The sequence below is a fragment of the Vibrio celticus genome (genome assembly GCF_024347335.1).
GTDB classification, from domain to species: Bacteria; Pseudomonadota; Gammaproteobacteria; order Enterobacterales; family Vibrionaceae; genus Vibrio; species Vibrio celticus.
The window spans coordinates 2050569-2073690 of record NZ_AP025463.1 but is presented as its reverse complement, the minus strand read 5'-3'; the positions used below and the strand labels follow the sequence as shown (position 1 = coordinate 2073690).

At 47.1% G+C, this 23122-nt stretch carries 2 protein-coding genes and 1 pseudogene; all 3 read left to right on the top strand.

The window, feature by feature from the left end; translation table 11 throughout:
• Nucleotides 1-489: 489 nt before the first annotated feature.
• Nucleotides 490-19565: pseudogene (locus OCV19_RS25100) on the top strand (retention module-containing protein); the annotation flags it as partial.
• The gene (locus tag OCV19_RS25095) at nt 19558-21444 is read left to right on the top strand and encodes a T1SS-143 repeat domain-containing protein (RefSeq protein ID WP_455432134.1); all 1887 of its coding nucleotides are present in this window, start codon (nt 19558-19560) and stop codon (nt 21442-21444) included. The pseudogene OCV19_RS25100 and the gene OCV19_RS25095, both read left to right, overlap by 8 nt.
• A complete protein-coding gene (locus tag OCV19_RS25090; protein WP_455432133.1) occupies nt 21371-23113 on the top strand; it encodes a T1SS-143 repeat domain-containing protein in 1743 nt (580 codons plus the stop codon). Before OCV19_RS25095 ends, OCV19_RS25090 begins: the two co-directional genes overlap by 74 nt.
• Nucleotides 23114-23122: the final 9 nt, after the last annotated feature.

Here is a 23122-nt window from a genome sequence, read left to right as displayed (position 1 = left end):
ATGGTGTTTGAACAGTTTCTCATCAGCTTTATGCTGCACCTTGTCTCAAATATGGGATTTAGTTCTTCTTTGGGGTTTAGGTATATATCGACCCTATCAATCGCCCATAAATCCTAATGATTTATCAACTTTATTACTGTATATATTTATAAAATTTGAGGTGTAATTAAAGTGTGCGTTTTATTGCATATTAATCAACACCCTATAAACTTTTGCTTAGTCCATGAACAAACTAAAGTGAATGCCTAGATTTGTGAAAAGAAGTTACTTCGCACAGACATGACATTTCGGATAAGGAAGACTAGGCTTAAGGTTAAGTAAACTATAAAAAAAACAGGCGAAACGGAACTGACTCATCACATACATCAGTCTACGTAATTGATTGTTAATGCAGAGAATAAGTTCTGAATATAATTTAAGCCTGAAACCGTTATTACTATCATTTTCACGATGTTGGGCAATACAGCATTTTGTGACCTCGGGGGATATATGGGTATTGAAGTTTCGCGCCAAGCTGCAGTTGTAGAGGCAGTGAGTGGAGAAGTCATTGCGGTTAAGTCTGATGGAAGCGCACGAAAAATTTCAGTTGGCGATATTATTCGTGAAAACGAGATTGTTATCACTGCAAACCAAGCAGAGCTGTTATTAGGTAACCCAAACGGTGTCACTGAGGTGGCAAGCAATTGTGTTGGCTGTGTTGATCAAGACTTAGTGTGGGCTGATGCTCCTATCGCTGGAGAAGTTAATTTTGACTTACAGCAAGCCGATGCAGGAGATTTTGATGATGATGAATTTGCTGCTATCCAAGAAGCCATTTTAGGTGGTGCCGATCCGACCCAAATCTTAGAAGCAACGGCTGCGGGTGGCGGATTAGGTTCTGCAAACGCTGGCTTTGTGACGATTGACTACAACTACACCGAAACTCATCCGTCGACATTTTTTGAGACCGCAGGTCTAGCAGAACAAACGGTTGATGAAGACCGAGAAGAGTTCAGAACAATAACCCGTTCATCGGGAGGTCAATCAATCAGTGAAGTGCTCACCGAAGGCTCCATTTCTGGCAATACCTACCCCCAATCTATTACAACTACCGAAACGATTATTGCTGGTAGTTTAGCGCTCTCCCCTGATTCTTTTGTTCCAGAAGCACTGTCTCTCGCTTCGCTACTCACAGAGCTAAACAGTGATATTACTTCAAGTGGTCAACCCGTTACGTTTACTTATGATGCGGCGACCAATTCTATCATTGGTGTTCAAGGCACCGATGAAGTATTACGCATCGACATCGATGTTGTTAGTGTTGGAAATGACATTGAATTATCGCTGACCACAACTGTTTCCCAACCGATAGATCATGTTGCGTCGATTGGTGGCGGACAGGTTTCCTTTACGGGTGACCAAATCAACATCGCTTTTGACATACAAGGCCAAGACACCGCAGGTAATCAGCTCGTCACACCAATTAATGCGCAAGTGACCGTCTTTGACGGGGTAGATCCGTCTGCTGAAAGTGTGAATATCAGTAACGTTGAAACAAGCAGTGCTGCAATTGAAGGCACGTTTTCAAATATTGGTAGTGATAATCTTCAGTCAGTTGTTTTCGACCCAAGTGCACTCGTTCAGTTTGATGGTGTGCTCAGTGACAATCAGGCGACCGTTGCATCTTTGTCTGCTGATGGAAGTACCATCACACTGTCAATCCAAGGTAGTAGCGATGTTATTTTAACCGTTAGCTTAGATACTGACGGCACCTATCGATTTGAGCAATTGAGACCAATAGAGCAAGTTGGTACTGATTCGTTGTCTTTCTCTTTGCCAATCACGGTTACCGATTTTGACCAAGATATCGTAACCAATACCATCAACCTCGCTATTTCTGATGGTGATAAACCAGTCATTACCAATGTCGACAGTATTGATGTTGATGAAGCTGGCATTGTTGGCGGTTCTCAAGAGGGGACGGCAACGGTATCAGGAAGTGGCAGTGTCACCTCAGAAATTTTTGATAGTGACATTATCGATCATCATGAACTTGAACCTGCAGAGTTTAATACCGCTGGCACACTGATATCTAACGGTGAGGTGGTGTTACTTGAGCTGGTTGATGAAACCAATGGTGTGCGAACGTACGAAGGCTATGTCGAGATTAATGGCGCAAAAATTACGGTTTTTGATGTAAAAATTGATAGCCCATCTTTGGGTAACTATGAATTTAACCTCTATGAAGAACTGTCGCATCAAGGCGCTGAAGATGCACAGTTAACCTTTGCACTGCCTATTTATGCGGTAGATGCAGATGGCGATAGGTCTGCATTATCTAGTGGTTCAAGTACACCAGAAGCCGCCCAGATTCTTATCAACGTTAAAGATGATGTCGTTGATATTGTTGATAAAGTTGAGTCCGTCACTGAGCCGACTTTAGCTGGCGATACCGTTGTCTCGTATAACCTGTTCAATTTCGAAGGCGCGGATGGTTCGACAATTCAATCATTCAACTACGATGGTGTTGATTATTCATTAGATCAAAGCTTACTGCCTGATGCTCCACAAACTTTCAGTTTTACTGAGGGTGTGGTCACTATCTCGCTAAACGGTGATTTCAGCTTTGAAGTTGCTCGTGATATCGATCATTCCAGTAGCGAAACGCTCATCAAACAGTTTTCATTCTTAGCCGAAGACGGTGATGGCGACACTGATACATCAACGCTTGAGTTAAGTATTACCGATGGTCAAAACCCGGCAATCAATCTGATTCCACCTGTTACTTTATCTGAAACCAATCTAGCTGATGGCTCTGCACCAATTGGAAGTGCAGTAAGTGCAACCAACACTATCACCTTTACTTCTGGCAGTGATGACGTGGCGAATTTCCGCATTGAGCCTACAGAGTTCAATGTCGGCGGCGCACTAAAATCGAATGGCTTTGTGGTTGAGATAAAAGAAGACTCGGCGAATCCAGGTACTTACATTGGTTTCATTACTGATGGTTCAAACACTGAAATCCCAGTGTTTACGATTAGCTTCTCGTCCACCACGCTTGGTGAATACACCTTTACTCTATTGGAAGCGTTGGACCATGCCGATGGCCTAGCGAACAATGATCTGAGCTTTGATCTTCCGGTGTATGCGGTAGACAGTGATGGCGATGATTCTGTTGTGTCCCAACTGAATGTGACTATCGGTGATGATGTTCAAATCATGCAAGATGGCACATTAGATATCATCGAACCAAATCTTGCTGACGGTACTGTAACAACCAACACCATTGACGTGATGCCCGATCAAAGTGCAGATGGCGCGACTATCACTCAGTTCACTTATGACGGTGTTGTAAACACACTGGATCAAAGTATTTCAGGCGAGCAGCAGTTTAACTTCGCAGAAGGTAGCTTGTTCATCACCCTTGAAGGCGAAATGCGTTTCGAGCCCAACCGCGATCTCGACCATACCACGAGCGAAGATATCGTGAAGTCGATTGTGGTGACCTCAAGCGACTTCGATAAAGATTCAGTCACTTCAACGGTTACATTGACGATCACCGATGGTGATATCCCAACTATAGATGTGATTCCAACGGTTAGCTTATCTGAAACGAATCTGAGTGATGGTTCGAACCCGAGTGGTAGTGCCGTAAGCCAAACCGAGACGATCACTTTCACCAACCAAAGTGACGATGTTGAGAAATTCCGTTTAGAGCCTAGTGAATTTAACGTTGGCGATTCTCTCACGTCCGATGGTCTGGTGATTGAGATTAGAGAAGAACCTGCGGGGTCGGGTAATTATATCGGTTTCACGACTGATATTTCGAATACTGAAACTACCGTTTTCACTCTTGATTTCAGCAGTACCAATTTGGGTGAATACACCTTTACGCTTCTCGAAGCGATTGACCACACGCCGATTCAAGGCAATAACGACCTAACATTCAACTTGCCAGTTTACGCCGTCGATAGCGACGGTGACGATTCTCTGATGTCTCCGTTGGCGGTGACGATCACCGATGACGTTCAAGTGATGGTCAATAGCTCACTCAATATTGAAGAGCCAACGGTTGCGGATTTAGCGGCAGGCACGCCGACCACGACAACGGTTAATGTTCTCGATGAAGAAGGCGCTGATGGAACGACCATTACTCAGTTTACCTACGATGGTGGAGTGGTACTAACACTTGACCAAAGCGATACAGGTGAACAGAAGTTTGATGTTGCTGAGGGTTCGCTGTATATCACCCTACAAGGCGACGTGCGTTTCGAGCCTAATCGCAATCTTGACCACACAGGCGGAGACATTGTTAAATCGATAGTGGTGACCTCAAGTGATTCTGATAACGATCTTGTTTCTTCAACGGTTACGCTGACCATTACCGATGGCGATATTCCAACCATTGATAATGTACCAAGTGTTACGCTATCTGAATCCAACCTGAGTGATGGCTCTGCTCCAAGCGGCAGTGCGGTCAGTCAAACTGAGACGATTACCTTCACCAACCAAAGTGATGATGTGACGAGTTTCCGTATTGAACCTACTGAGTTCAATATTGGCGGCCTTCTAAAATCGAATGGACTGACGGTTGAGTTGAAAGTCGACCCAAGTACACCGGGTGGCTACATCGGCTTTGTGACGACGGCGCCTAATGTTGAAACGAACGTGTTCACGATTAGTTTTTCGGATACCAATATCGGTCAATACACCTTCACACTGTTGGAAGCGTTAGATCACGTTGATGGTCTGGTGAATAACAGTTTGAGCTTTGACCTGCCGGTTTACGCTGTTGATAAAGATGGTGATGATTCACTGGTGTCTCAACTCAATGTGACTATCGGTGATGATGTCCAAATCATGCAAAACGGCACATTAGATATCGTTGAACCGAATGTTGCAGGTTTGGCTGGTGGTGCTGTAACGACCAATACCATTGATGTGATGCCAATGCAAAGTGCTGACGGCGCGACAATCACTCAGTTCACCTACGATGGTCAACTTCGAACACTTGATCAAACTGATAATGGCGAGCAAAAGTTCAGCTTCACGGAAGGAGAGTTATTCATCACTCTTCAAGGTGAAGTGCGTTTTGAGCCAAATCGTAATTTAGACCACACAACGAGCGAAGACATCGTGAAGTCGATTGTGGTGACTTCAAGTGACTTCGATAACGATCCAGTGACAGCAACGGTTACGCTGACGATTACCGATGGTGATATCCCAACCATCGATGCCGTGCCAAGCGTTACTCTATCTGAAACACAGCTTGCTGATGGCTCGACACCAAGCGGCAATGCAGTCAGTCAAACTGAGACTATCTCGTTTACTAACCAAAGTGATGATGTTGAGAAGTTCCGAATCGAACCGACCGAGTTCAATGTGGGTGGTGCGTTAACGTCGAATAACATTGTTGTCGAGCTCAAAGAAGACCCAGCAGACTCAGGCATTTATGTCGGCTTTATTGATGAGGCTGGAACGGACGTTCCTGTCTTCAGCTTAAGCTTCTCCGGTACCACGTTGGGTGAATACACCTTCACGTTGCTTGAGGCGTTAGACCATGCCGATGGCTTAGATAACAACGAATTGACCTTCGACTTACCAGTTTATGCGGTGGACTCAGATGGTGATGATTCATTGATGTCTCCGTTGTCGGTGACCATTGGTGACGACGTCCAAATCATGGCGAACGGTACGCTGGATATTACCGAGCCGAATTTAGCTGACGGTACGGTGACGACCAATACGATTGATGTAATGACGGCGCAAAGTGCCGATGGCGCAGTGATTACCCAGTTCATTTATGACGGTGGCACGCCTCAAACCTTAGACCCAACAATCACAGGTGAGCAGAAATTTACGTTCACTGAGGGTGATGTGTTCGTCACCATTGAAGGTAACGTGCGTTTTGAGCCGAACCGTGATTTAGACCACGAGAGTGGCGATATCGTTAAATCTCTCGTCTTCACGTCAAGCGATGGCGATGTGGATGTTGAAACGGCCACTGTCACACTGACGATTATTGATGGTGATATCCCAACCATAGAATCTGTTCCGAGTATTACGTTGGCAGAGGCGGGACATGCAGATGGCTCTTCTCCAATCATTGGGGCAGTGAGTCAAACAGAAACCATCTCGTTCACGAATCAAAGCGATGATGTTGAGAAATTCCGTTTAGAGCTAAGTGAGTTCAACAGTGATGACTCATTGAAATCCGATGGCCTGCCAATTGAGTTGAAAGAGGACCCTGCAGGCTCAGGTAACTATGTTGGTTTTACAACTAGTGCCTCTAATGTAGAAACACAGATTTTCACATTAAGCTTTAGCGCTGCGACTCTGGGGCAATATACCTTTACGCTGTTGGAGAATATCGACCACGAGGATGGTCGCAATAACGACTTCACGTTTGAACTACCAGTTTACGCGGTGGATACCGACGGTGACGATTCGTTAATGTCACCGCTATCGGTGACGATTACTGATGATGTTCAAGTGATGGTGAGTGGTTCGCTTAGTATCGAAGAGCCTACTGTCGCCGATTTGGCTGCAGGTACGCCAACGACATCAGTATTTGATGTATTACCATCCGCGAGTGCCGATGGTGCGAGCGTGACTCAATTTACCTATGACGGCACCGCTTATTCTCTAGACCCGAATGATGCGATCGAGCAAGAGTTTACTTTCACCGAAGGCTCACTGTTTATCACGACTCAAGGGAAGTCCGCTTTGAGCCGAACCGCGATTTAGACCACTCGGGTGGCGATATCGTTAAGAGCATCGTGGTGACGTCCAATGATGGCGATAATGACGTTCTTACCTCGACAGTGGCGCTTACGATTACGGACGGCGATGTGCCAACCATTGACGTCATTCCTCCAATCTCACTATCTGAAACGAATCTAGCCGATGGCTCTGATCCATCTAACTCTGTGGTCAGCGACACCAAAGTGATTCAGTTTACTCATGAAAGTGACGATATTGAGTCTTTCCGTATCGAGCCAACAGAGTTCAATACTCTAGGTACGTTAACATCAAACAACTTGGCGGTTGAGCTAAAAGAAGAGCCTAACAGTGCTGGCGATTACATCGGTTTTGTGAAAGATGCGTCGGATGTTGAAACCAACGTCTTTACCATTAGCTTCTCGGATACAAATCTAGGGCAATACACCTTCACGCTACTTGAAGCGCTTGACCACGAAGATGGTCTGGTGAATAACAGTTTGAGCTTTGACCTGCCTGTTTATGCAGTAGACAGCGATGGCGATGATTCTTTGGTTTCTCAGTTAAATGTAACCATCGGTGATGATGTTCAAATCATGCAGGATAGTACGTTAGATATCACTGAGCCAAATCTTGCAGACGGCACAATCACAACCAGTACCATCGATGTGATGCCAGAACAAAGTGCCGATGGCGCGACGATCACTCAATTTACGTATGATGGTCAAACTCGAACATTGGATCAAACTGACAATGGTGAGCAGCAATTTAGCTTCACAGAAGGTGAGTTGTTTATCACTCTTGAAGGTGAAGTACGCTTCGAACCAAACCGCAATCTAGACCACACGGTTAGCGAAGATATTGTGAAGTCGATTGTGGTGACATCCAGTGATGGCGATGTGGACGTTGAAACCGCGACGGTTGTTCTGACCATTACCGACGGCGATATCCCAACCATCGAATCCGTACCAAGCGTGACGCTATCAGAAACACAGCTTGTCGATGGCTCGACACCAAGCGGCAGTGCGGTGAGCCAAACCGAGACTATCTCGTTTACCAACCAAAGTGATGATGTTGAGAAGTTCCGAATCGAACCAACTGAGTTCAATGTGGGTGGTGCGTTAACGTCGAACAACATTGCGGTTGAGCTTAAAGAAGACCCAGCAGACTCAGGCATCTATACCGGCTTTATTGATGACGGTGGAACGGACGTTCCTGTCTTCAGCTTAAACTTCTCCGGTACTACGTTAGGTGAATACACCTTCACACTGCTTGAAGCATTAGACCATGCAGATGGTCTCGACAATAATGATCTGACGTTTGAATTACCAGTCTATGCCGTCGATTCTGATGGTGATGATTCCTTGATGTCTCCGTTGTCTGTGACCATTGGTGATGACGTCCAAATCATGGCGAACGGCACGCTGGATATCACCGAGCCGAATTTAGCTGACGGTACGGTGACGACCAATACGATTGATGTAATGACGGCGCAAAGTGCCGATGGCGCAGTGATTACCCAGTTCATTTATGACGGTGGCACGCCTCAAACCTTAGACCCAACAATCACAGGTGAGCAGAAATTTACGTTCACTGAGGGTGATGTGTTCGTCACCATCGAAGGCAATGTGCGCTTTGAACCGAACCGTGATTTAGACCACGAGAGTGGCGATATCGTTAAATCTCTCGTCTTCACGTCAAGCGATGGCGATGTGGATGTTGAAACGGCCACTGTCACACTGACGATTATTGATGGTGATATCCCAACCATTGAATCGGTGCCAAGCATCGCGCTTTCTGAAGCAGATTTAGCGGATGGCTCGTCACCAATCATGGGGGCCGTGAGTCAAACAGAAACCATCACTTTCACTCATCAAAGCGACGATGTAGAGAAGTTCCGCCTAGAGCCTAGTGAGTTTAATAGTGATGACTCATTGAAATCCGATGGTCTGCCAATTGATCTGAAAGAAGATCCTGCAGGCTCAGGTAACTATGTTGGTTTTACAACTAGTGCCTCTAATGTAGAAACACAGATTTTCACATTAAGCTTTAGCGCTGCGACTCTGGGGCAATATACCTTTACGCTGTTGGAGAATATCGACCACGAGGATGGTCGTGGCAATAACGACTTCACGTTTGAACTACCAGTTTACGCGGTTGATACCGACGGTGATGACTCGTTAATGTCACCGCTATCGGTGACGATTACTGATGATGTTCAAGTGATGGCAAGTGGCGACCTGACGATTGAAGAGCCTACGGTGGCGGATTTGGCTGCAGGTACGCTAACGACATCCGTTTTCGATGTATTAACATCCGCGAGTGCCGATGGCGCGAGTGTGACTCAATTTTACCTATGACGGCACCGCTTACTCTCTAGACCCGAATGATGCGACCGAGCAAGAGTTTACCTTCACCGAAGGCTCACTGTTTATCACTACTCAAGGGGGAAGTGCGCTTTGAGCCGAACCGAGATTTAGACCACTCGGCTGGCGATATCGTTAAGAGCATAGTGGTGACATCGAGTGATGGTGATGACGACGTTCTTACCTCAACAGTGACGCTGACTATTACCGATGGTGATGTTCCGACCATTGACGTGATTCCGCCTGTATCACTGTCGGAATCCAGTCTTGGTGATGGCTCTGCGACAAGCAACTCTCCAGTCAGTGAAACGAAAGATATTCAATTCACGGAACAAAGTGATGATGTTGACCACTTCAGAATTGCGACTGATGAATTTAATCCGTTAGGTACTCTCACTTCGAATGGTTTGGAAGTCGAACTTCGCGAGTTCCCGGCTGACTCAGGGGAATACACGGGCTTTACGACTAACGCACTAAATCAAGAAGTTGAAATTTTCACCATCAACTTTGATGACGTTGTGTTGGGGCGTTACACCTTTACGCTACTTGAAGCGCTTGACCACGAAGATGGACTCGACAATAACACCTTGAGCTTTGATCTTCCGGTGTACGCGGTAGACAGCGACGGTGATGACTCAGTGATGTCGCCACTGACGGTGACCATCGAAGATGATGTTCAAGGCATGAGCAATGGCATCCTGAATATCGAAGAGCCGACTGTCGCCGATCTGGCCGCAGGGTTGGTGACCACAACTACCATTGATGTGATGCCAGAGCAGAGTGCTGATGGCGCGACCATTACTGAGTTCACTTATGATGGTGGGACTCCACTGACGCTTGACCAAAACGATACTGGCGAGCAAGAGTTTATCTTCACGGAAGGCTCGTTGTTTATCACTCTTGAAGGTGACGTACGCTTCGAACCAAACCGCAACCTAGACCACACGGTTAGCGAAGACATCGTCAAATCGATAGTGGTGACATCTAGCGATGGCGATGTAGATGTTGAAACGGCTACGGTTGTACTGACCATTACTGATGGCGATATTCCAACCATCGAATCCGTACCAAGTGTGATTCTGTCTGAAACACAACTTTCTGATGGCTCGACACCAAGCGGCAGTGCGGTGAGCCAAACCGAGACTATCTCGTTTACTCACCAAAGTGACGATGTTGAGAAGTTCCGAATCGAACCGACGGAGTTCAATGTCGGCGGAGCGTTAACGTCGAGTAACATTGCGGTTGAGCTTAAAGAAGACCCAGTAGACTCAGGCATCTATGTCGGCTTCATTGATGACGCTGGTACGGAAGTACCAGTCTTTACCTTGAGCTTCTCCGGTACTACGTTAGGCGAATACACCTTCACACTACTTGAAGCGCTAGACCATGCCGATGGCTTAGATAACAACGAACTGACCTTCGATTTGCCAGTTTATGCAGTGGATTCAGATGGTGATGATTCATTGATGTCTCCGCTGTCGGTGACCATTGGTGATGACGTCCAAATCATGGCGAACGGTACGTTAGATATCACTGAGCCGAATTTAGCTGACGGGACGGTGACCACCAACACCATTGATGTAATGACGGCGCAAAGTGCCGATGGCGCAGTGATTACCCAGTTCACCTATGACGGTGGCACGGCTCAAACTCTAGATCCAACAATCACAGGTGAGCAGAAATTTACGTTCACTGAGGGTGATGTGTTCGTCACCATTGAAGGTAACGTGCGTTTTGAGCCGAACCGTGATTTAGACCACGAGAGTGGCGATATCGTTAAATCTCTCGTCTTCACGTCAAGCGATGGCGATGTGGATGTTGAAACGGCCACTGTCACACTGACGATTATTGATGGTGATATCCCAACCATAGAATCTGTTCCGAGTATTACGTTGGCAGAGGCGGGACATGCAGATGGCTCTTCTCCAATCATTGGGGCAGTGAGTCAAACAGAAACCATCTCGTTCACGAATCAAAGCGATGATGTTGAGAAATTCCGTTTAGAGCTAAGTGAGTTCAACAGTGATGACTCATTGAAATCCGATGGCCTGCCAATTGAGTTGAAAGAGGACCCTGCAGGCTCAGGTAACTATGTTGGTTTTACAACTAGTGCCTCTAATGTAGAAACACAGATTTTCACATTAAGCTTTAGCGCTGCGACTCTGGGGCAATATACCTTTACGCTGTTGGAGAATATCGACCACGAGGATGGTCGTGGCAATAACGACTTCACGTTTGAACTACCAGTTTACGCGGTGGATACCGACGGTGACGATTCGTTAATGTCACCGCTATCGGTGACGATTACTGATGATGTTCAAGTGATGGTGAGTGGTTCGCTTAGTATCGAAGAGCCTACTGTCGCCGATTTGGCTGCAGGTACGCCAACGACATCAGTATTTGATGTATTACCATCCGCGAGTGCCGATGGTGCGAGCGTGACTCAATTTACCTATGACGGCACCGCTTATTCTCTAGACCCGAATGATGCGATCGAGCAAGAGTTTACTTTCACCGAAGGCTCACTGTTTATCACGACTCAAGGGGAAGTCCGCTTTGAGCCGAACCGCGATTTAGACCACTCGGGTGGCGATATCGTTAAGAGCATCGTGGTGACGTCCAATGATGGCGATAATGACGTTCTTACCTCGACAGTGGCGCTTACGATTACGGACGGCGATGTGCCAACCATTGACGTCATTCCTCCAATCTCACTATCTGAAACGAATCTAGCCGATGGCTCTGATCCATCTAACTCTGTGGTCAGCGACACCAAAGTGATTCAGTTTACTCATGAAAGTGACGATATTGAGTCTTTCCGTATCGAGCCAACAGAGTTCAATACTCTAGGTACGTTAACATCAAACAACTTGGCGGTTGAGCTAAAAGAAGAGCCTAACAGTGCTGGCGATTACATCGGTTTTGTGAAAGATGCGTCGGATGTTGAAACCAACGTCTTTACCATTAGCTTCTCGGATACAAATCTAGGGCAATACACCTTCACGCTACTTGAAGCGCTTGACCACGAAGATGGTCTGGTGAATAACAGTTTGAGCTTTGACCTGCCTGTTTATGCAGTAGACAGCGATGGCGATGATTCTTTGGTTTCTCAGTTAAATGTAACCATCGGTGATGATGTTCAAATCATGCAGGATAGTACGTTAGATATCACTGAGCCAAATCTTGCAGACGGCACAATCACAACCAGTACCATCGATGTGATGCCAGAACAAAGTGCCGATGGCGCGACGATCACTCAATTTACGTATGATGGTCAAACTCGAACATTGGATCAAACTGACAATGGTGAGCAGCAATTTAGCTTCACAGAAGGTGAGTTGTTTATCACTCTTGAAGGTGAAGTACGCTTCGAACCAAACCGCAATCTAGACCACACGGTTAGCGAAGATATTGTGAAGTCGATTGTGGTGACATCCAGTGATGGCGATGTGGACGTTGAAACCGCGACGGTTGTTCTGACCATTACCGACGGCGATATCCCAACCATCGAATCCGTACCAAGCGTGACGCTATCAGAAACACAGCTTGTCGATGGCTCGACACCAAGCGGCAGTGCGGTGAGCCAAACCGAGACTATCTCGTTTACCAACCAAAGTGATGATGTTGAGAAGTTCCGAATCGAACCAACTGAGTTCAATGTGGGTGGTGCGTTAACGTCGAACAACATTGCGGTTGAGCTTAAAGAAGACCCAGCAGACTCAGGCATCTATACCGGCTTTATTGATGACGGTGGAACGGACGTTCCTGTCTTCAGCTTAAACTTCTCCGGTACTACGTTAGGTGAATACACCTTCACACTGCTTGAAGCATTAGACCATGCAGATGGTCTCGACAATAATGATCTGACGTTTGAATTACCAGTCTATGCCGTCGATTCTGATGGTGATGATTCCTTGATGTCTCCGTTGTCTGTGACCATTGGTGATGACGTCCAAATCATGGCGAACGGCACGCTGGATATCACCGAGCCGAATTTAGCTGACGGTACGGTGACGACCAATACGATTGATGTAATGACGGCGCAAAGTGCCGATGGCGCAGTGATTACCCAGTTCATTTATGACGGTGGCACGCCTCAAACCTTAGACCCAACAATCACAGGTGAGCAGAAATTTACGTTCACTGAGGGTGATGTGTTCGTCACCATCGAAGGCAATGTGCGCTTTGAACCGAACCGTGATTTAGACCACGAGAGTGGCGATATCGTTAAATCTCTCGTCTTCACGTCAAGCGATGGCGATGTGGATGTTGAAACGGCCACTGTCACACTGACGATTATTGATGGTGATATCCCAACCATTGAATCGGTGCCAAGCATCGCGCTTTCTGAAGCAGATTTAGCGGATGGCTCGTCACCAATCATGGGGGCCGTGAGTCAAACAGAAACCATCACTTTCACTCATCAAAGCGACGATGTAGAGAAGTTCCGCCTAGAGCCTAGTGAGTTTAATAGTGATGACTCATTGAAATCCGATGGTCTGCCAATTGATCTGAAAGAAGATCCTGCAGGCTCAGGTAACTATGTTGGTTTTACAACTAGTGCCTCTAATGTAGAAACACAGATTTTCACATTAAGCTTTAGCGCTGCGACTCTGGGGCAATATACCTTTACGCTGTTGGAGAATATCGACCACGAGGATGGTCGTGCAATAACGACTTCACGTTTGAACTACCAGTTTACGCGGTTGATACCGACGGTGATGACTCGTTAATGTCACCGCTATCGGTGACGATTACTGATGATGTTCAAGTGATGGCAAGTGGCGACCTGACGATTGAAGAGCCTACGGTGGCGGATTTGGCTGCAGGTACGCTAACGACATCCGTTTTCGATGTATTAACATCCGCGAGTGCCGATGGCGCGAGTGTGACTCAATTACCTATGACGGCACCGCTTACTCTCTAGACCCGAATGATGCGACCGAGCAAGAGTTTACCTTCACCGAAGGCTCACTGTTTATCACTACTCAAGGAAGTGCGCTTTGAGCCGAACCGAGATTTAGACCACTCGGCTGGCGATATCGTTAAGAGCATAGTGGTGACATCGAGTGATGGTGATGACGACGTTCTTACCTCAACAGTGACGCTGACTATTACCGATGGTGATGTTCCGACCATTGACGTGATTCCGCCTGTATCACTGTCGGAATCCAGTCTTGGTGATGGCTCTGCGACAAGCAACTCTCCAGTCAGTGAAACGAAAGATATTCAATTCACGGAACAAAGTGATGATGTTGACCACTTCAGAATTGCGACTGATGAATTTAATCCGTTAGGTACTCTCACTTCGAATGGTTTGGAAGTCGAACTTCGCGAGTTCCCGGCTGACTCAGGGGAATACACGGGCTTTACGACTAACGCACTAAATCAAGAAGTTGAAATTTTCACCATCAACTTTGATGACGTTGTGTTGGGGCGTTACACCTTTACGCTACTTGAAGCGCTTGACCACGAAGATGGACTCGACAATAACACCTTGAGCTTTGATCTTCCGGTGTACGCGGTAGACAGCGACGGTGATGACTCAGTGATGTCGCCACTGACGGTGACCATCGAAGATGATGTTCAAGCGCATGAGCAATGGCATCCTGAATATCGAAGAGCCGACTGTCGCCGATCTGGCCGCAGGGTTGGTGACCACAACTACCATTGATGTGATGCCAGAGCAGAGTGCTGATGGCGCGACCATTACTGAGTTCACTTATGATGGTGGGACTCCACTGACGCTTGACCAAAACGATACTGGCGAGCAAGAGTTTATCTTCACGGAAGGCTCGTTGTTTATCACTCTTGAAGGTGACGTACGCTTCGAACCAAACCGCAACCTAGACCACACGGTTAGCGAAGACATCGTCAAATCGATAGTGGTGACATCTAGCGATGGCGATGTAGATGTTGAAACGGCTACGGTTGTACTGACCATTACTGATGGCGATATTCCAACCATCGAATCCGTACCAAGTGTGATTCTGTCTGAAACACAACTTTCTGATGGCTCGACACCAAGCGGCAGTGCGGTGAGCCAAACCGAGACTATCTCGTTTACTCACCAAAGTGACGATGTTGAGAAGTTCCGAATCGAACCGACGGAGTTCAATGTCGGCGGAGCGTTAACGTCGAGTAACATTGCGGTTGAGCTTAAAGAAGACCCAGTAGACTCAGGCATCTATGTCGGCTTCATTGATGACGCTGGTACGGAAGTACCAGTCTTTACCTTGAGCTTCTCCGGTACTACGTTAGGCGAATACACCTTCACACTACTTGAAGCGCTAGACCATGCCGATGGCTTAGATAACAACGAACTGACCTTCGATTTGCCAGTTTATGCAGTGGATTCAGATGGTGATGATTCATTGATGTCTCCGCTGTCGGTGACCATTGGTGATGACGTCCAAATCATGGCGAACGGTACGTTAGATATCACTGAGCCGAATTTAGCTGACGGGACGGTGACCACCAACACCATTGATGTAATGACGGCGCAAAGTGCCGATGGCGCAGTGATTACCCAGTTCACCTATGACGGTGGCACGGCTCAAACTCTAGATCCAACAATCACAGGTGAGCAGAAATTTACGTTCACTGAGGGTGATGTGTTCGTCACCATTGAAGGTAACGTGCGTTTTGAGCCGAACCGTGATTTAGACCACGAGAGTGGCGATATCGTTAAATCTCTCGTCTTCACGTCAAGCGATGGCGATGTGGATGTTGAAACGGCCACTGTCACACTGACGATTATTGATGGTGATATCCCAACCATAGAATCTGTTCCGAGTATTACGTTGGCAGAGGCGGGACATGCAGATGGCTCTTCTCCAATCATTGGGGCAGTGAGTCAAACAGAAACCATCTCGTTCACGAATCAAAGCGATGATGTTGAGAAATTCCGTTTAGAGCTAAGTGAGTTCAACAGTGATGACTCATTGAAATCCGATGGCCTGCCAATTGAGTTGAAAGAGGACCCTGCAGGCTCAGGTAACTATGTTGGTTTTACAACTAGTGCCTCTAATGTAGAAACACAGATTTTCACATTAAGCTTTAGCGCTGCGACTCTGGGGCAATATACCTTTACGCTGTTGGAGAATATCGACCACGAGGATGGTCGTGCAATAACGACTTCACGTTTGAACTACCAGTTTACGCGGTGGATACCGACGGTGACGATTCGTTAATGTCACCGCTATCGGTGACGATTACTGATGATGTTCAAGTGATGGTGAGTGGTTCGCTTAGTATCGAAGAGCCTACTGTCGCCGATTTGGCTGCAGGTACGCCAACGACATCAGTATTTGATGTATTACCATCCGCGAGTGCCGATGGTGCGAGCGTGACTCAATTTACCTATGACGGCACCGCTTATTCTCTAGACCCGAATGATGCGATCGAGCAAGAGTTTACTTTCACCGAAGGCTCACTGTTTATCACGACTCAAGGGAAGTCCGCTTTGAGCCGAACCGCGATTTAGACCACTCGGGTGGCGATATCGTTAAGAGCATCGTGGTGACGTCCAATGATGGCGATAATGACGTTCTTACCTCGACAGTGGCGCTTACGATTACGGACGGCGATGTGCCAACCATTGACGTCATTCCTCCAATCTCACTATCTGAAACGAATCTAGCCGATGGCTCTGATCCATCTAACTCTGTGGTCAGCGACACCAAAGTGATTCAGTTTACTCATGAAAGTGACGATATTGAGTCTTTCCGTATCGAGCCAACAGAGTTCAATACTCTAGGTACGTTAACATCAAACAACTTGGCGGTTGAGCTAAAAGAAGAGCCTAACAGTGCTGGCGATTACATCGGTTTTGTGAAAGATGCGTCGGATGTTGAAACCAACGTCTTTACCATTAGCTTCTCGGATACAAATCTAGGGCAATACACCTTCACGCTACTTGAAGCGCTTGACCACGAAGATGGTCTGGTGAATAACAGTTTGAGCTTTGACCTGCCTGTTTATGCAGTAGACAGCGATGGCGATGATTCTTTGGTTTCTCAGTTAAATGTAACCATCGGTGATGATGTTCAAATCATGCAGGATAGTACGTTAGATATCACTGAGCCAAATCTTGCAGACGGCACAATCACAACCAGTACCATCGATGTGATGCCAGAACAAAGTGCCGATGGCGCGACGATCACTCAATTTACGTATGATGGTCAAACTCGAACATTGGATCAAACTGACAATGGTGAGCAGCAATTTAGCTTCACAGAAGGTGAGTTGTTTATCACTCTTGAAGGTGAAGTACGCTTCGAACCAAACCGCAATCTAGACCACACGGTTAGCGAAGATATTGTGAAGTCGATTGTGGTGACATCCAGTGATGGCGATGTGGACGTTGAAACCGCGACGGTTGTTCTGACCATTACCGACGGCGATATCCCAACCATCGAATCCGTACCAAGCGTGACGCTATCAGAAACACAGCTTGTCGATGGCTCGACACCAAGCGGCAGTGCGGTGAGCCAAACCGAGACTATCTCGTTTACCAACCAAAGTGATGATGTTGAGAAGTTCCGAATCGAACCAACTGAGTTCAATGTGGGTGGTGCGTTAACGTCGAACAACATTGCGGTTGAGCTTAAAGAAGACCCAGCAGACTCAGGCATCTATACCGGCTTTATTGATGACGGTGGAACGGACGTTCCTGTCTTCAGCTTAAACTTCTCCGGTACTACGTTAGGTGAATACACCTTCACACTGCTTGAAGCATTAGACCATGCAGATGGTCTCGACAATAATGATCTGACGTTTGAATTACCAGTCTATGCCGTCGATTCTGATGGTGATGATTCCTTGATGTCTCCGTTGTCTGTGACCATTGGTGATGACGTCCAAATCATGGCGAACGGCACGCTGGATATCACCGAGCCGAATTTAGCTGACGGTACGGTGACGACCAATACGATTGATGTAATGACGGCGCAAAGTGCCGATGGCGCAGTGATTACCCAGTTCATTTATGACGGTGGCACGCCTCAAACCTTAGACCCAACAATCACAGGTGAGCAGAAATTTACGTTCACTGAGGGTGATGTGTTCGTCACCATCGAAGGCAATGTGCGCTTTGAACCGAACCGTGATTTAGACCACGAGAGTGGCGATATCGTTAAATCTCTCGTCTTCACGTCAAGCGATGGCGATGTGGATGTTGAAACGGCCACTGTCACACTGACGATTATTGATGGTGATATCCCAACCATTGAATCGGTGCCAAGCATCGCGCTTTCTGAAGCAGATTTAGCGGATGGCTCGTCACCAATCATGGGGGCCGTGAGTCAAACAGAAACCATCACTTTCACTCATCAAAGCGACGATGTAGAGAAGTTCCGCCTAGAGCCTAGTGAGTTTAATAGTGATGACTCATTGAAATCCGATGGTCTGCCAATTGATCTGAAAGAAGATCCTGCAGGCTCAGGTAACTATGTTGGTTTTACAACTAGTGCCTCTAATGTAGAAACACAGATTTTCACATTAAGCTTTAGCGCTGCGACTCTGGGGCAATATACCTTTACGCTGTTGGAGAATATCGACCACGAGGATGGTCGTGGCAATAACGACTTCACGTTTGAACTACCAGTTTACGCGGTTGATACCGACGGTGATGACTCGTTAATGTCACCGCTATCGGTGACGATTACTGATGATGTTCAAGTGATGGCAAGTGGCGACCTGACGATTGAAGAGCCTACGGTGGCGGATTTGGCTGCAGGTACGCTAACGACATCCGTTTTCGATGTATTAACATCCGCGAGTGCCGATGGCGCGAGTGTGACTCAATTTACCTATGACGGCACCGCTTACTCTCTAGACCCGAATGATGCGACCGAGCAAGAGTTTACCTTCACCGAAGGCTCACTGTTTATCACTACTCAAGGGGAAGTGCGCTTTGAGCCGAACCGAGATTTAGACCACTCGGCTGGCGATATCGTTAAGAGCATAGTGGTGACATCGAGTGATGGTGATGACGACGTTCTTACCTCAACAGTGACGCTGACTATTACCGATGGTGATGTTCCGACCATTGACGTGATTCCGCCTGTATCACTGTCGGAATCCAGTCTTGGTGATGGCTCTGCGACAAGCAACTCTCCAGTCAGTGAAACGAAAGATATTCAATTCACGGAACAAAGTGATGATGTTGACCACTTCAGAATTGCGACTGATGAATTTAATCCGTTAGGTACTCTCACTTCGAATGGTTTGGAAGTCGAACTTCGCGAGTTCCCGGCTGACTCAGGGGAATACACGGGCTTTACGACTAACGCACTAAATCAAGAAGTTGAAATTTTCACCATCAACTTTGATGACGTTGTGTTGGGGCGTTACACCTTTACGCTACTTGAAGCGCTTGACCACGAAGATGGACTCGACAATAACACCTTGAGCTTTGATCTTCCGGTGTACGCGGTAGACAGCGACGGTGATGACTCAGTGATGTCGCCACTGACGGTGACCATCGAAGATGATGTTCAAGCGCATGAGCAATGGCATCCTGAATATCGAAGAGCCGACTGTCGCCGATCTGGCCGCAGGGTTGGTGACCACAACTACCATTGATGTGATGCCAGAGCAGAGTGCTGATGGCGCGACCATTACTGAGTTCACTTATGATGGTGGGACTCCACTGACGCTTGACCAAAACGATACTGGCGAGCAAGAGTTTATCTTCACGGAAGGCTCGTTGTTTATCACTCTTGAAGGTGACGTACGCTTCGAACCAAACCGCAACCTAGACCACACGGTTAGCGAAGACATCGTCAAATCGATAGTGGTGACATCTAGCGATGGCGATGTAGATGTTGAAACGGCTACGGTTGTACTGACCATTACTGATGGCGATATTCCAACCATCGAATCCGTACCAAGTGTGATTCTGTCTGAAACACAACTTTCTGATGGCTCGACACCAAGCGGCAGTGCGGTGAGCCAAACCGAGACTATCTCGTTTACTCACCAAAGTGACGATGTTGAGAAGTTCCGAATCGAACCGACGGAGTTCAATGTCGGCGGAGCGTTAACGTCGAGTAACATTGCGGTTGAGCTTAAAGAAGACCCAGCAGACTCAGGCATCTATGTCGGCTTCATTGATGAGGCTGGAACGGACGTTCCTGTCTTCAGCTTAAGCTTCTCCGGTACCACGTTGGGCGAATACACCTTCACACTGCTTGAGGCGTTAGACCATGCCGATGGCTTAGATAACAACGAACTGACCTTCGATTTACCAGTTTATGCGGTGGACTCAGATGGTGATGATTCATTGATGTCTCCGCTGTCGGTGACCATTGGTGATGACGTCCAAATCATGGCGAACGGTACGTTAGATATCACTGAGCCGAATTTAGCTGACGGGACGGTGACCACCAACACCATTGATGTAATGACGGCGCAAAGTGCCGATGGCGCAGTGATTACCCAGTTCACCTATGACGGTGGCACGGCTCAAACTCTAGATCCAACAATCACAGGTGAGCAGAAATTTACGTTCACTGAGGGTGATGTGTTCGTCACCATTGAAGGTAACGTGCGTTTTGAGCCGAACCGTGATTTAGACCACGAGAGTGGCGATATCGTTAAATCTCTCGTCTTCACGTCAAGCGATGGCGATGTGGATGTTGAAACGGCCACTGTCACACTGACGATTATTGATGGTGATATCCCAACCATAGAATCTGTTCCGAGTATTACGTTGGCAGAGGCGGGACATGCAGATGGCTCTTCTCCAATCATTGGGGCAGTGAGTCAAACAGAAACCATCTCGTTCACGAATCAAAGCGATGATGTTGAGAAATTCCGTTTAGAGCTAAGTGAGTTCAACAGTGATGACTCATTGAAATCCGATGGCCTGCCAATTGAGTTGAAAGAGGACCCTGCAGGCTCAGGTAACTATGTTGGTTTTACAACTAGTGCCTCTAATGTAGAAACACAGATTTTCACATTAAGCTTTAGCGCTGCGACTCTGGGGCAATATACCTTTACGCTGTTGGAGAATATCGACCACGAGGATGGTCGCAATAACGACTTCACGTTTGAACTACCAGTTTACGCGGTGGATACCGACGGTGACGATTCGTTAATGTCACCGCTATCGGTGACGATTACTGATGATGTTCAAGTGATGGTGAGTGGTTCGCTTAGTATCGAAGAGCCTACTGTCGCCGATTTGGCTGCAGGTACGCCAACGACATCAGTATTTGATGTATTACCATCCGCGAGTGCCGATGGTGCGAGCGTGACTCAATTTACCTATGACGGCACCGCTTATTCTCTAGACCCGAATGATGCGATCGAGCAAGAGTTTACTTTCACCGAAGGCTCACTGTTTATCACGACTCAAGGAAGTCCGCTTTGAGCCGAACCGCGATTTAGACCACTCGGGTGGCGATATCGTTAAGAGCATCGTGGTGACGTCCAATGATGGCGATAATGACGTTCTTACCTCGACAGTGGCGCTTACGATTACGGACGGCGATGTGCCAACCATTGACGTCATTCCTCCAATCTCACTATCTGAAACGAATCTAGCCGATGGCTCTGATCCATCTAACTCTGTGGTCAGCGACACCAAAGTGATTCAGTTTACTCATGAAAGTGACGATATTGAGTCTTTCCGTATCGAGCCAACAGAGTTCAATACTCTAGGTACGTTAACATCAAACAACTTGGCGGTTGAGCTAAAAGAAGAGCCTAACAGTGCTGGCGATTACATCGGTTTTGTGAAAGATGCGTCGGATGTTGAAACCAACGTCTTTACCATTAGCTTCTCGGATACAAATCTAGGGCAATACACCTTCACGCTACTTGAAGCGCTTGACCACGAAGATGGTCTGGTGAATAACAGTTTGAGCTTTGACCTGCCTGTTTATGCAGTAGACAGCGATGGCGATGATTCTTTGGTTTCTCAGTTAAATGTAACCATCGGTGATGATGTTCAAATCATGCAGGATAGTACGTTAGATATCACTGAGCCAAATCTTGCAGACGGCACAATCACAACCAGTACCATCGATGTGATGCCAGAACAAAGTGCCGATGGCGCGACGATCACTCAATTTACGTATGATGGTCAAACTCGAACATTGGATCAAACTGACAATGGTGAGCAGCAATTTAGCTTCACAGAAGGTGAGTTGTTTATCACTCTTGAAGGTGAAGTACGCTTCGAACCAAACCGCAATCTAGACCACACGGTTAGCGAAGATATTGTGAAGTCGATTGTGGTGACATCCAGTGATGGCGATGTGGACGTTGAAACCGCGACGGTTGTTCTGACCATTACCGACGGCGATATCCCAACCATCGAATCCGTACCAAGCGTGACGCTATCAGAAACACAGCTTGTCGATGGCTCGACACCAAGCGGCAGTGCGGTGAGCCAAACCGAGACTATCTCGTTTACCAACCAAAGTGATGATGTTGAGAAGTTCCGAATCGAACCAACTGAGTTCAATGTGGGTGGTGCGTTAACGTCGAACAACATTGCGGTTGAGCTTAAAGAAGACCCAGCAGACTCAGGCATCTATACCGGCTTTATTGATGACGGTGGAACGGACGTTCCTGTCTTCAGCTTAAACTTCTCCGGTACTACGTTAGGTGAATACACCTTCACACTGCTTGAAGCATTAGACCATGCAGATGGTCTCGACAATAATGATCTGACGTTTGAATTACCAGTCTATGCCGTCGATTCTGATGGTGATGATTCCTTGATGTCTCCGTTGTCTGTGACCATTGGTGATGACGTCCAAATCATGGCGAACGGCACGCTGGATATCACCGAGCCGAATTTAGCTGACGGTACGGTGACGACCAATACGATTGATGTAATGACGGCGCAAAGTGCCGATGGCGCAGTGATTACCCAGTTCATTTATGACGGTGGCACGCCTCAAACCTTAGACCCAACAATCACAGGTGAGCAGAAATTTACGTTCACTGAGGGTGATGTGTTCGTCACCATCGAAGGCAATGTGCGCTTTGAACCGAACCGTGATTTAGACCACGAGTGGCGATATCGTTAAATCTCTCGT